A 15252-nucleotide genomic window follows, 5' to 3' on the forward strand; every position below is an offset into this window, starting at 1 on the left:
GCGCGGAGCCGCCCCGGGCGGGCGGGTGGCTCGACCACGTCGACCGGTTCGACCCCGAGTTCTTCGGCCTCTCCCCGGCCGAGGCCGCCGCCGCCGACCCGCAGCAGCGGCTGGTGCTCGAACTCGCCTGGGAGGCCCTGGAGAACGCCGGCGTCCTGCCCGCCGCGCTGGCCGGCGGCCGTACCGGCGTCTTCGTCGGCGCCATCGCCGCCGACTACACCACGCTCACCACCGGCGCCGGCGCGATCACCCGGCACAGCCTCACCGGTCTCAACCGGGGCATCATCGCCAACCGCGTCTCCTACGCCCTCGACCTGCGCGGTCCGAGCCTCACCGTCGACTCCGCGCAGTCCTCCTCCCTGGTCGCCGTCCACCTCGCGCTGGAGAGCCTGCGCGGCGGCGAGTCGGACGTCGCCCTGGTGGCGGGCGTCAACCTCAACCTGGCGGCCGAGTCGACGCTCACCGTCGACCGGTTCGGCGCGCTCTCGCCCGACGACCGCTGCTACACCTTCGACGCCCGGGCCAACGGCTACGCGCGCGGCGAGGGCGGCGTGCTGCTGGTGCTGAAGCCGCTCACCCGCGCGGTGGCGGACGGCGACCGCGTCCACGCGGTGCTGCTCGGCAGCGCGGTCAACAGCGACGGCGCGACCGACGGCCTGACCGTCCCCAGCGCGGACGCCCAGGCGGCGGTGGTCCGCGAGGCCGCCCGGCGGGCCGGCGTCGCCCCCGGGCTGGTCCAGTACGTCGAGCTGCACGGGACGGGCACCCGCGTGGGCGACCCGGTCGAGGCGGCGGGCCTGGGCGCGGCACTGGGCGCCGGGCGCCCGGCGGAGCAGCCGCTGCTGGTCGGCTCGGCGAAGACCAACGTCGGTCACCTGGAGGGCGCTTCGGGCATCGTCGGCCTGCTGAAGACGGTCCTGGCCGTGCGGCACCGGAGGATTCCCGCCAGCCTCAACTTCGTCACCCCCAACCCGGACATCCCCTTCGAGCGGCTCGGCCTCGCGGTGCGGACCGACTCCGGACCGTGGCCGAACGCCGCGGGCCGGCTGATCGCCGGCGTCAGCTCCTTCGGCGTGGGCGGCACCAACGCGCACGTGCTGGTGGCCGACGCCCCGGAGACCGCCCCGCCGGGGGAGGAGGAGGGGGAGCCCGGAGGCGTCGGCGAGGCGCCGGCCGAGGACACCGCGGTCGCGACCGTGCCCGGCGGGCCGCTGCTCTGGCCGCTCTCCGCCCGGACCCCGGCCGCGCTGCGCCGGCAGGCCGCCCGGCTCCGTGCGTTCGCCGACCGGGCGGGCGCCGACCCGGTGGCGGTCGGCCGGTCGCTGGCCACCACCCGGACCGCCTTCGAGTACCGCGCCGCCGTGACCGGCACCGACCGGGAGGGCCTGCTCACCGCCCTCGACGCGCTCGCCGAGGGCGGGCAGGCGGCGGGCCTGGCCCAGGGCCGTGCCACCACCGACGGTGCGGCGCGCGCGGCGTTCGCCGACGGCCCGGCGCCGGACGCCGCCGGGCACGGGGCCGGCGACCGGGCGGGTACCGCGGGCGCGACCGGCAGCGGCACGGTGCTGGTCTTCCCCGGCCAGGGCGCGCAGTGGGACGCCATGGCCCGCGAACTGCTCGCCACCGCACCGGTGTTCGCGGCGAAGATCGCCGCCTGCGAGGAGGCCCTCGCCCCGCACGTCGACTGGTCGCTCGGGGCGGTGCTGCGCGGCGGGCCGGGCACGCCGGACCTGGAGCGGGTGGACGTGGTGCAGCCCGCCCTGTTCGCCGTGATGGTATCGCTGGCCGCGCTCTGGGAGGCGGCGGGTGTCCGGCCGGACGCCGTGATCGGGCACTCCCAGGGCGAGATCGCCGCCGCCCACGTGGCCGGTGCGCTCTCGCTGGAGGACGCGGCGGCGGTGGTCGCGCTGCGGTCGCAGGCCATCGCCGGTCTGGGCCTGACCGGCCGGGGCGGCATGGCGGCCGTCCCGCTGTCCGCCGAGGAGGTCGCCGGGCGGATCGCCGGGCGGGCCGACGAGCTCGGGATCGCCGCGGTCAACGGCCCGTCCGCGACCGTGGTCTCGGGCGACCGGGCGGCCGTCGCCGACCTGGTGGAGCAGTACCGGGCGGAGGGTGTCCGGGCGAAGCTGGTGCCCGTCGACTACGCCTCGCACTCGGCGCAGATGGAGCCGCTGAGGGAGAGCCTGCCCGTCCTGCTCGCGGGGATCCGCCCGCGGACCGCGTCCGTCGCCTTCTACTCGACGCTCACCGGCGAGCGGTTCGACACCGCCGGACTCGACGCCGCCTACTGGTTCCGCAACCTGCGCGGCACCGTCCGGCTGGAGCGCGCGGTCCGCGCGGCGCTGGCCGACGGGCACCGGGCGTTCGTGGAGAGCAGCCCGCACCCGGTGCTGACGGTCGGGCTCGGCCAGCTGGCCGACGGCGTGGCGGCTGTCACCGGCACGCTCCGCCGGGACCACGGCGGACTCGACCAGTTCCACGCCGCGGTGGGCGAGCTGTTCGCCCGGGGCGGGGCGGTGGACTGGTCCGCCCTCTACGGGCCGGGCGAGCGGCTCACCGGGCTCCCCACGTACGCGTTCCAGCGCCGCCGGCTCTGGCTGGGCGCCACCGCGGGACCGACCGCCGTCGACCCGAACGGGGCCGCCCCGCACGGGGGTCACCCGACCGGGGACGCCCCGGCCACCGACGCCCCGGCCACCGACGTCCTGGCGGTCGACGCCCCGGGCGCCGAAGCCCCGGACACCGACGTCCTCGGCGAGGAGGCCGCGCTGGCGGCCGTCCGCGCGGGTGCCGCGATCGTGCTGGGCGAGCCGGGCGGACCGGACGCGGTCGACCCGGACCGCACCTTCAAGGACCTCGGCTTCGACTCCGTCGCGTCCGTCGAGTTCCGCGACCGGCTCGCCGGCGCGACCGGCCTCACCCTGCCGACCAGCCTGGTCTACGACCGGCCCACCCCCCGCGCCGTCGCCGCGTTCCTGTCCGGGCGGAGGGGCACGCGCACGGCCGTCCCCGAGGCGGCGGGCGCCGCCTCGGCGCGGACCTCCGACGGCCTCGACGAGGACCCGGTCGCGATCGTCGCCCTCAGTGGGCGCTGGCCCGGCGGCGCCGACACCCCCGAGCAGCTGTGGGAGCTGCTCCGCACCGGCAGGGACGCCATCGGCCCGTTCCCGGAGAACCGCGGCTGGGACCTCGACGCCCTCTACGACCCGGACGGCGAGCGCCCCGGCAGCTCCTACACCCGGCAGGGCGGATTCCTGTACGACGCCGACGAGTTCGACGGCGCCTTCTTCGGCCTGGCCCCGCGCGAGGCAGCCGCCACGGACCCGCAGCAGCGCCTGCTGCTGGAGTCGGCGTGGGAGCTGACCGAGCGCGCCGGGATCGTCCCGGCCACTCTGCGCGGCAGCCGGACCGGCGTCTTCGTCGGCGTCATGCCGCAGGACTACGGCCCGCGCCTGCACGAGACGCTCCCCGGGTACGAGGGGCACGCCCTGACCGGCACGCTCACCAGCGTCGCCTCGGGCCGGCTGGCCTACACGCTGGGCCTGGAGGGCCCGGCGATCACCGTCGACACGGCCTGCTCCTCGTCGCTGGTGGCGATCCACCTGGCCGCGCAGGCGCTGCGCACGGGGGAGTGCGACCTGGCGATCGCGGGCGGGGCGACGGTGATGTCCTCGCCGGGCATGTTCACCGAGTTCAGCCGCCAGCGCGGCCTCGCCCCCGACGGCCGCTGCAAGCCGTTCGCCGCCGCCGCCGACGGCACGGCCTGGGCGGAGGGCGCCGGGCTGGTCCTGCTGGAGCGGCTCTCCGACGCCCGCCGCCGCGGACACCGGGTGCTGGCCCTCGTCCGGGGCAGCGCGGTCAACCAGGACGGCGCCTCCAACGGACTGACCGCCCCCAACGGCCCGGCCCAGGAGCGGGTGATCCGCCAGGCCCTCGCCAACGCGGGGCTGACGGCCGACCAGGTCGACGCGGTCGAGGCACACGGCACCGGCACCGCGCTGGGCGACCCGATCGAGGCCCGCGCGCTGCTCGCCGCCTACGGGCAGGACCGGGCCCGCCCCCTGCTGCTCGGCTCGGCGAAGTCCAACATCGGCCACACCCAGGCCGCCGCCGGGGTCACCGGGGTGATCAAGCTGGTGCAGGCGCTGCAGCACGGCGAACTGCCGGGCACCCTGCACCTGGACGCGCCGTCGCCGCACGTCGACTGGACGGCCGGCGACGTCAGCCTGCTGGACCGGGCCACGCCCTGGCCCGAGACGGGCCGGCCGCGCCGGGCCGCCGTCTCCTCGTTCGGGATCAGCGGCACCAACGCCCACCTGATCCTGGAGGCCCCGCCCGCCGGGGCCGGTGCGCAGCCCGCCGCGCCGGCCACCGCGCCGGCCACGGAGCCCGCCGACGGGCCCGCTGCGGAGACGACCGCGGCCGGGGCACCGGACGCGCACGCGCCGCTCCTGCTCTCCGCCCGCACCGAGCCGGCCCTCCGGGCCCAGGCCGCCCGCCTGCTGGACCTCGCCGGACATGGCGCCCCCGGCCTCGCCCGCTCCCTGGCCACCACCCGCACGCACTTCCCGCACCGCGCCGCCGTCCTCGGCGCCGGACCCGCGGACCGGGCCGACGCCCTGCGGGCGCTGGCCGACGACCGCGCGGACGCCCCCGGACTGCTCCGCGCCACGGCGGCCCGGACGCCCCGGCTGGCCTTCCTCTACTCCGGCCAGGGCAGTCAGCGCGCCGGCGCCGGGCGCGAACTGTACGGCGCCGAGCCGGTGTTCGCGGCGGCGGTGGACGAGGTCGCCGAGCTGTTCGGCCCGCACCTGGCCGCCCCGCTGAAGGACGTCCTGTTCGCCGCACCGGGCACCGCGCAGGCCGACCTGCTGGACACCACCGCCTACACCCAGCCCGCCCTGTTCACCCTGCACGTCGCGCTGCACCGGCTGGCGACCACCGCGTACGGGCTGCGCCCCGACCACCTGATCGGGCACTCGATCGGCGAGCTCAGTGCCGCCCACCTGGCCGGCGTGCTCACGCTGCCGGACGCCGTGGCCCTGGTCGCCGCCCGCGGCCGGCTGATGGAGGCGCTGCCGGCGGGTGGCGCGATGGCCGCCGTCCGGGCCACCGAGGCCGAGGTGCTGCCCGAACTGGACGGGCGGGTGTCGGTCGCCGCCGTCAACGGGCCCGGCTCGGTCGTCCTCTCCGGGGACGGCGACGAGGTCCGCCGGCTCGCCGAGGAGTGGCGGGCGCGCGGGCGGCAGGTCAAGCTGCTGACCGTCGGGCGCGCCTTCCACTCGCCGCACATGGACGCCGTCCTGGACGAGTTCCGCGCGGTGGCCGAGCGGTTGACCTACCACCCGCCGCGCCTCCCGGTGGTGTCCAACCTGACCGGCGCCCTCGCCTCGGCGGCCGAGCTGACCGACCCCGGCTACTGGGTCCGGCACATCCGCGAGGCGGTCCGGTTCCACGAGGGCGTCCGCACCCTGGACGGGCTCGGCACCACCGCCTACCTGGAACTCGGACCCGGCCCGGTGCTCACCGCCCTCGCCGAGGAGAGCCTCACCGCCCTCACCGAGGACGCCCTCACCGAGGCCGGCCCCGCCGGGCCCGCCCCCGCCGCGCCGAGGGCCCTCGCGGCGCTGCTGCGCGCCGACCGCCCGGAGCCGGCGACCGCGGCCGAGGCGCTCGCCCGGCTGCACGTCCACGGCGTGCCGGTCGACTGGGACACCGCCCTGCCGTCCGGCCCGGCCCGCACCGACCTGCCGACCTACCCCTTCGAGCGCCGCCGGCACTGGCTGGACCAGCCCGCCGGCCGGGCCGCCGACGCGTCCGGCCTGGCCGCCACCGGCCACCCGCTGCTCTCCGCCGCCACCGAACTCCCGGACGGCGAGGGCTGGCTGCTCGCCGGGCGGATCTCGCTGCGCACCCACCCGTGGCTGGCCGACCACGCCGTCGCCGACGGCGTCCTGCTGCCCGGCACCGCCTTCCTGGAGCTGGCCGTCCAGGCCGCGCTGCGCGCCGGGGCCGCCCACGTCGAGTCGCTGGACCTGGCGGCCCCGCTCCCCCTGCCCGCCACCGGCGGCGTCCGGCTCCAGGCGCTGCTCGGCACCGCCGACGCCGAGGGCCGCCGGCCGCTGCGGATCCGCTCCCAGCCGGACACCGGGGCCGCCGACGGCGCCGAGTGGACCACCCACGCCACCGGCACCGTGGCCGACCGGGCGCCCGCCGCCCCCGGCGCGGACACCGCCGCCTGGCCCCCGCCCGCCGCCGCCCCGGTCGGCCTCGACGACGCCTACGAGCGGCTCGCCGAGCGCGGCTACCGGTACGGCCCGGTCTTCCGCGGCCTCACCGCCGTCGCCGCACTCGGCGAGGAGCGGTACGCCGAGATCGCCCCGACCGCCGCCGACGCCGACGCCTACGCGCTGCACCCGGCCCTGCTGGACGCCGCCCTGCACGCCGTCGTCCTGGACGCCGAACGGACGGTCCTCCCCTTCTCCTGGCGGGACGTCACCGTCCACCGCGCCGGCGCCGCCGCGCTGCGGGCCCGGATCACCCCGGCCGGCCAGGACACCGTCACGCTGGAGCTGACCGACCCGGCCGGCCTGCCGGTCGCCACCGTCGGCGCGCTCACCCTGCGCGCCCCGGCCGCCGCGGGCCCGGACTCGCTGTACCGCCTGGACTGGCAGCCGCTCGCCTTCGACGGTGCCCCGCTCGACGGCTGGGCCGTGCTCGGCGAGGACGCCCGGCCGCTCGCGCCCGCCGGGAAGCACCCGGTGCTCGCCGACCTCGCCGAGGCCGGCGCCGGGCAGACCGTGCTCGCCCCCGTCCGCACCGCCGAGCAGACCCTCGCCCTGCTGCACGCCTGGCTGGACGGCGAGCGGACCGGCACCCTCGTCCTCGTCACCGAGCACGCCGTCGCCACCCACCCCGGCGAGGACGTGCCCGACCCGGCCGCCGGCGCCGTCTGGGGCCTGGTCCGCAGCGCGCAGGCCGAACACCCGGACCGGTTCGTCCTGCTGGACGTCGACACCGCCCTCGGGGGCGGCGCGCCCGGAGCCCCGGGAACCCCCGGCGCCGACCGGTCCGCCGCGACCGACCCGACCGGGACGATCGCCGCCCTGTCGACCGCACTGTCGGCCTCCCTCGCCACGGGCGAGCCGCAACTCGCCCTGCGCGCCGGGGAGATCAGCGTCCCGAGGCTGGTCCGCACCCGGGCCGCCGACCTGCTCGACCCCGGCACCGCCGCGGCCTGGCGGCTCGACACCACGACCCCCGGCAGCCTGGACTCGCTGGCCCTGCTGCCCGCCCCCGAGGCCGAACGCCCGCTCGCCGCCGGGGAGGTGAGGATCGCCCTGCGCGCCGCCGGCCTCAACTTCCGCGACGTGCTGATCACCCTCGGCATGTACCCGGGTGGGGCCCGGATCGGCGCCGAGGGCGCCGGCACCGTCCTGGAGACCGGCCCCGGCGTCACCGGACTGCGGCCCGGCGACCGGGTGATGGGTCTGGTCCAGGGAACCCTCGGCCCGGTCGCCGTCACCGACCACCGGCTGCTCACCCGGATCCCCGACGGCTGGAGCTACGCCCAGGCCGCCACCGTCCCCGTCGCCTTCCTCACCGCCTACCACGGCCTCTACGACCTCGCCGGCCTCCGGTCCGGCGAGACCGTCCTGATCCACGCCGCCACCGGCGGCGTCGGCCAGGCCGCCGTCCAACTCGCCCGCCACGGAGGCTCGGTGGTGCTCGCCACCGCAGGCCCCGGCAAGTGGGGCGTGCTCCGCGGCCTCGGCCTGGCGGGCGACCGGGTCGCCTCCAGCCGCACCCTCGACTTCGAGGACTCCTTCCGGACCGCCACCGGCGGCCGCGGCGTCGACGTCGTCCTCAACGCGCTGGCCCGCGAGTTCACCGACGCCTCGCTGCGCCTGCTCGCCCCCGCCGGCCGGTTCGTCGAGATGGGCAAGACCGACCAGCGCGACCCGGCGACCGTCGCCGCCGACCACGACGGCGCCGCCTACCTGGCCTTCGACCTGTTCGACGTCGACCCGGACCGGATCGCGGTGATCCTGGCCGACCTGGCCGGACTCTTCGAGCGTGGCGAGCTGCTCCCGCTGCCCGTCCACGCCCAGTCCGTCCGGCAGGCCCCGCAGGCGCTGCGCAGGCTCAGCCAGGCCCGGCACACCGGCAAGCTCGCGCTCACCCTGCCGACCGCGCTCGCCGACGGCGGAACCGCGCTGGTCACCGGCGGCACCGGCGCACTCGGCCGGCTGGTCGCCCACCGCCTCACCGCCCGGCACGGGGTCCGGCACCTGCTGCTCGCGAGCCGGCAGGGGCCGGACGCACCCGGCGCCGCCGAACTCCGCGCCGAACTGGCCGAGTCGGGAGTCACGGTGACCTTCGCCACCACCGACCTCGCCGACCCGGACGCCGTCGCCGCGCTCGTCGCCGGCGTCCCCGCCGACCACCCGCTGACCGCCGTCGTGCACACCGCGGGCGTGCTGGACGACGCCGTCCTCGGCTCGCTCACCCCCGAGCGGCTCCGCACCGTCCAGCGGGCCAAGGCCGACGGCGCGTGGCACCTGCACCGCGCCACCGCCCACCTCGACCTCGCCGCCTTCGTGCTGTTCTCCTCCGCCGTCGGCCTGCTCGGCAACCCCGGCCAGGCCAACTACGGCGCCGCCAACGCCCGGTTGGACGCGATCGCCCAGCACCGGGCGATCCGCGGGCTGCCCGCCGTCTCGCTCGCCTGGGGCCACTGGGCCGAGGCCGGCGGCATGGCGGCCGGGCTCACCGCCGCCGAGACCGAACGCCTCGCCGCCACCGGCCTCGCCCCGATGACCAACGAGCAGGCGCTCACCCTGTTCGACGCCGCGCTCACCACCCCCTACCCCGCCCTGGCGGCCGCCCGCCTCGACCCGGGGCCGGTGCCCGCCGACCGGCTCGCGCCCGTCCTGCGCGGCCTGGCCCGACACCGCCCCCGTCCGGCCGCCGCCGGCGGCGCCGAGGGACCCGCCGCGCTGACCGCCCGGCTCGCCGGCCAACCGGCCGCCGAGCAGGAACGGCAACTGCTCGCCCTGGTCCGCTCCACCGCCGCCGCCGTCCTGGGACACCCGGACGCCACCGCGATCCAGAGCGACCTCGGCTTCATGGACAGCGAGTTCGACTCCCTCGGTGTGATCGAGCTGCGCAACCGGATCAACACCGCGACCGGTCTGCGGCTGCCCACCACCGCCCTGTTCGACCACCCGACCCCGGCCGCCCTCGCCGCCCACCTGCGCGACCGGCTCGCCCCCGCCCCGCAGCCGCCCCGGGCCGACCCGACAGCCGAGTTCGACCGGCTGGAGCAGGCCCTGGCCGCCCTCGGCGACGACCCGGACGCCCGCGCCGGCGCAGCGGCCCGGCTCACCGCGCTGTTCGCCGTGCTCGGCGTGCCCACCCCGGCACCGCACCCGGACGGACCGGCCGCCCCGGCGGGCCCGGAGGCCGACGACGGCCTCGCCGCCCGCATCACCGACGTCAGCGACGACGACATCTTCGACTTCATCGACAACGAGCTCGGCATTTCCTGAGAGAGGCCAACGCAGAGATGAGCACCAACGAGCAGAAGCTCCGCGACTACCTCAACAAGGTCGCCGCCGAGCTGCACCAGACCCGTCAGCGACTGCGCGACGCCGAGGCCAAGGCGGCCGGCGGCGGCGCGGAGGAGCCGATCGCCATCGTCGGCATGGCCTGCCGCTTCCCGGGCGGCGCCGACACCCCGGACGCCCTGTGGCGGCTGGTCTCCGACGAGCGCGACGTCGTCGGCCCGTTCCCCGCCGACCGCGGCTGGGACCTCGACCACCTCTACGACCCCGACCCCGCCAAGCCCGGCCGCAGCTACGCCCGCGAGGGTGGATTCCTCTACGAGGCGGGCGAGTTCGACGCCGAGTTCTTCGGCATCTCGCCGCGCGAGGCGCTCGCCGCCGAGCCCCAGCAGCGCCTCCTCCTGGAGACCGCCTGGGAGGCCCTGGAGGACGCCGCGATCGACCCCGCCGCACTGCGCGGCAGCCGGACCGGTGTCTTCGCGGGCGTCATCGCCCAGGAGTACGGGCCGAGCATGCACCACCTGCCCGCCGAGGAGACCGACGGCTACGTCCTCACCGGCACCACCACCTCCGTCGCCTCCGGCCGGATCGCCTACAGCCTCGGCCTGGAGGGCCCGGCCGTCACCGTCGACACCGCCTGCTCCTCCTCGCTGGTCGCGCTCCACCTGGCCGCGCGCTCGCTGCGCGCCGGGGAGTGCTCGATCGCCCTGGCCGGCGGCGCCACCGTGCTCTCCGCGCCCGGCATGTTCATCGAGTTCAGCCGCCAGCGCGGCCTCGCCCCCGACGGCCGCTGCAAGCCGTTCGCCGCCGCCGCCGACGGCACCGGCTGGGGCGAGGGCGCCGGCCTGCTCGTCCTGGAGAAGCTCTCCGACGCCCGCCGCAACGGCCACCGGGTCCTCGCGGTGCTGCGCGGCTCCGCCGTCAACCAGGACGGCCGCTCCAGCCAGCTCACCGCCCCCAGCGGCACCTCCCAGCAGCGCGTCATCCGCGAGGCGCTCGCCTCCGCCGGGCTGACCGCCGGCGACGTCGACGTGGTCGAGGCGCACGGCACCGGCACCCGGCTCGGCGACCCGATCGAGGCCCAGGCGCTCATCGCCACCTACGGGCAGGCGCACAGCGACGGACAGCCGCTCTGGCTGGGGTCGGTGAAGTCCAACATCGGGCACACCCAGGCCGCGGCCGGCGTGGCCGGGGTGATCAAGTCGGTGCTGGCGATCCGGCACGGCGTGCTGCCGCGCACCCTGCACGTCGACGCGCCGTCCCCGCACGTCGACTGGTCGGACGGCACCGTCAGGCTGCTCACCGAGCGGCAGGAGTGGCCCGCCCTGGACCGGCCGCGCCGCGCCGCCGTCTCGGCGTTCGGCGTCTCCGGCACCAACGCGCACGTCATCGTCGAGCAGGCGCCGGAGGCGTCGGAGCAGGCGGCGGACACCGCGGCCCCGTCCGCCCCGGCCGTGCTGCCGTACGTCCTGTCCGCCCGCACCCCCGAGGCGCTCACCGCCCACGCGGCCCGGATCGCCGGCCGGCTCGCCGGTGATCGCACCGACGGCCTCCCGGGCCCCGACGCGGTGGCCGCCGCCCACACCCTGGCCACCGGCCGCGCCGCCCTGGAGGAGCGCGCCGTCGTCGTCGCCCCGGTGGGCGACGGCCCGACGGCCGGTGCGCCGACGGCCGACACCCTGGCGGCGCTGCGCGGCCTCGACGGCCCCGGCGTGGTCCGCGGCCGGGCCGGCACCCCGGGCCGCACCGTCTTCGTCTTCCCCGGCCAGGGCTCCCAGTGGACCGGCATGGCGGCCGGCCTGCTCGCCACCGAGCCCGTCTTCGCCGACGCCCTGACCCGCTGCGCCGACGCCCTCGCCCCGCACACCGACTGGTCGCTGCTCGACGTGGTCCGGGGCGCGGCCGACGGCCCCGACCCCGACCGGGTGGACGTGGTCCAGCCCGTGCTCTGGGCCGTCATGATCTCGCTCGCCGAACTCTGGCAGGCCTACGGCGTCCGCCCCGACGCCGTCGTCGGCCACAGCCAGGGCGAGGTCGCCGCCGCGTACGTCGCCGGCGGGCTCACCCTGGAGGACGGCGCCCGGATCGTCGCCCTGCGCGCCAAGCTGCTCGCGCGGATCTCGCACAAGGGCGGCATGGTCTCGGTCTCCCGCCCGCTCGCCGAGGTCGAGCAGCGGATCGCCGCCTGGCCCGGCCGGCTCTCCATCGGCGTCGTCAACGGCCCGCAGGCCACCGTGGTCTCCGGTGACCTCGACGCCCTCGCCGAGCTCACCGAGGCGTTCACCGCCGACGGCGCCACCGTCCGTCCCGTCAACATCGACTACGCCTCGCACTCGGTGCAGACGGAGGCCCTGCGCGAGGAGCTGCTCGCCCTGCTGGCCGACGTCCGCCCGCGCGCCGGCACCGTCCCGCTGCTCTCCACCGTGACCGGCGACTGGCAGGACACCGCGGGGCTGGACGCCGGCTACTGGTACCGGAACCTGCGCCACACCGTCCGCTTCGAGCAGGCCACGCGCCGGCTCGCCGAGTCCGGGCACACCGTCTTCGTCGAGGTCTCCCCGCACCCCGTGCTCACCGGCGCGATCGAGGACACCCTGGACGCCGCCGGGGTCGCCGACGCCGTCGTCACCGGCTCGCTCCGGCGCGGCCGGGGCAACCGCGACCGCTGGCTCTCCTCCGTCGCCGAGCTGTACGTCCGGGGCGTCGCCGTGGACTGGGCGACCGCCTTCGCCGGCGCCCGCCCCGCCCACGCCGACCTGCCGGGCTACCCGTTCCAGCGGCAGCGGTACTGGCTGGACGCCAGCCGCTCGCCCGAGCACCTGTCCGCCGCCGGTGCCGGTGCTCCCGGTTCCGGTGCCGCCGGGGACAGCCTGTTCTGGGAGCTGGTCGCCGGACGGGACGCCGGCCGGCTCGGCGAGGCGATCGGCGTGGACGGCGACCGACTGGTCCCCGTCCTGCCCGCGCTCGCCTCCTGGTGGGACCGCCGCCGCGCCGCCACCGCGGCCGACGGCTGGCGCCATCGCCTGACCTGGCGGCCGGTCACCGTCCCGGCGGGCCGGGCCGGGGGCCGGTCGGACGGCCGCTGGCTGGTCGTCGTCCCGGAGGAGGCGGTCGGACACACCTGGGCCGAGGGACTCGGCGAGGCGCTCGCCGCGGCCGGCGGCTCCGTCGAGCTGCTGGTCGGCGGGGTCGACCGGGCCGCGCTCGCCGCGAAGCTCGCCCTGACGCTCGGCGGAGCACCCGCCGGACCGGCCGGCTCCGGGACGCCCCCGGTCGCCGGCGTCGTCTCGCTGCTCGGCCTGCACCCCGGCCGGCACCCCGAGCACGACGACCTGCCGTGGGCGCACGCCGCCCAGGTCGCGCTCGCCCAGGCCCTGGACGAGACGGGCCTGACCGCGCCGGTCTGGTACCTCACCCGCGGCGCCGTCGGCACCGGCCCCACCGACCCGGTCACCGACCCGGAGCAGGCCCTCGTCTGGGGCTTCGGCGCGATCCTCGCCGCCGAGCAGCCGGCCCTCTTCGGCGGACTGCTCGACCTGCCGGCCGCGCCCGACCGGCAGACCTGGCAGCAGGCGGCCGCGCTGCTCACGGACGCGTCCGCGGAGCGCGAGGTCGAGCTGGCGCTCCGGCCGGCCGGGGCCTTCGCCCGTCGGCTGGTCCAGGCCGCCCCGCTGCCCGCCGCCCCGCTGCCCGCCGCCCCGCTGTCCGCCGCTCCGGCGGCCTCCCCGGACGGTGGGCAGGACGGGTCGCAGGACGCCGCCGACCGGTCGTGGAAGCCGCGTGGCACCACCCTGATCACCGGCGGCACCGGCGCCCTCGGCGGACACGTCGCCCGCTGGCTGGCCGGACGCGGCGCCGAACACCTGTTGCTGGTCAGCCGACGCGGGGCCGACGCCCCCGAGGCGTCCGCCCTGGAGGCCGAACTCACCGCCCTCGGGACCCGGGTGACCTACGCCGCCGCCGACGTCGCCGACCGGGCCGCCCTGACGGCCGTCCTCGACGCCGTCCCCGCGGACCTGCCGCTCACCGCCGTCGTGCACACCGCCGCCGCCCTGCACGACGGCCTCATCCCCACGCTCACGCCCGAGCAGCTCGCCGCCGCCCTGCGCGCCAAGGCGGGCGCCGCCCGGCTGCTGCACGAGCTGACGGCCGGCCACGACCTGTCCGCCTTCGTCCTCTTCTCCTCGCTGGCCGGTGTCGCCGGTATCCCGGGTCAGGCCAACTACGCGCCCGGCAACGCCTACCTCGACGCGCTGGCCGCCGAGCGGCGCGCCGCCGGTCTGCCCGCGACCTCGATCGCCTGGGGCCACTGGGCGGGCGCGGGCATCGCCGCCGACGGCGCCGAGCAGCAACTGCTCCGGCACGGCCTCGCCTCGCTGCCGCCCGTCCAGGCCGTCGCCCTGCTCGGCCAGGCCCTGGACCACGGCGAGAGCCACCTGGTCGTCGCGGACGTCGACTGGCCGGTGCTGTTCCGTGACCGGCCGCACCCGCTGGTCGCCGAACTGGTGCCGCGCGCCGCCGCCGCTGCCGCCCCGGCGGCGGCCGGCGGGAGCGACGTGCTGGCGCGGCTCGGCGCGCTGCCCGCCGCCGAACGGCGCCGCAGCCTGCTTGGCGTCGTCCGGGCCGAGGCGGCGGTCGTCCAGCGGCACCGTTCGGCCGACGCCGTCGACCCCGCCAAGGCCTTCGGCCAGCAGGGTTTCGACTCGCTCACCGCCGTCGAGTTCCGCAACCGGCTCGGCGCGCTCACCGGCCGCCGGCTGCCCGCCACCGTCGTCTTCGACCACCCGACGCCCGCCGCGCTCTCCGACTGGCTGGCCGAGGAGCTGTGGGGTGCCGAGGGCGGGTCCGGTACGGCCCCCGGCGCGGTCACCGCCCCCGGTGCGGCCGTCGTCGACGACGACCCGATCGTCATCGTCGGCATGGCCTGCCGCTACCCCGGCGGCGTCGGCTCGCCCGAGGACCTCTGGCGGGTGGTCTCCGAGGGCGTCGACGCGCTCTCCGGGTTCCCGACCGACCGCGGCTGGGACCTCGACGCCCTCTACTCGCCCGACCCCGACCGGCCCGGCACGTCCTACGCCCGGCACGGCGGATTCCTCGACGGCATCGGCGAGTTCGACGCCGAATTCTTCGGCGTCCCGCCGCGGGAGGCACCCGCGATCGACCCGCAGCAGCGACTGCTGCTGGAGACCACCTGGGAGGTCTTCGAGCGCGCCGGCATCGACCCCACCTCCCTGCGCGGCAGCCGCACCGGTGTCTTCGCCGGGATCTCCGGCCGCGACTACGCGAGTGCTGCCCAGCGGGTCCCGGCGGAGCTGGAGGCATACCTCGGCATCGGCAACGCGGGCAGCGTCGCCTCCGGCCGGATCTCCTACACCTTCGGTTTCGAGGGCCCGGCGGTCACGGTGGACACCGCCTGCTCCTCCTCGCTGGTCGCGCTCCACCTGGCCGCGCAGTCGCTGCGCTCCGGCGAGTCCGACCTCGCGGTGGCGGGCGGCGTGCTGCTGATGACCACCCCGACCACGTTCGTCGAGTTCTCCCGCCAGCGCGCGATGTCGCCCGACGGCCGCTGCAAGGCCTTCGCGGCGGCGGCCGACGGCACCGGCTGGGCCGAGGGGGTCGGGCTGCTGCTGGTCGAGCGGCTGTCGGACGCGCGGCGGCTGGGTCACGAGGTGCTGGCGGTGCTGCG

At 78.0% G+C, this 15252-nt stretch carries 2 protein-coding genes; both read left to right on the forward strand.

The features are described from left to right. A partial coding sequence (locus ACFWOG_RS32375; protein ID WP_380362674.1) for a type I polyketide synthase occupies positions 1-9551 on the forward strand: 9551 nt, incomplete at its 5' end. Next, the coding region (locus ACFWOG_RS32380) for a type I polyketide synthase (protein WP_380362676.1) at positions 9548-15252 on the forward strand (5705 nt) is incomplete at its 3' end. The genes ACFWOG_RS32375 and ACFWOG_RS32380, both read left to right, overlap by 4 nt.

Source organism: Kitasatospora sp. NPDC058406, assembly GCF_042722765.1.
GTDB lineage: Bacteria > Actinomycetota > Actinomycetes > Streptomycetales > Streptomycetaceae > Kitasatospora.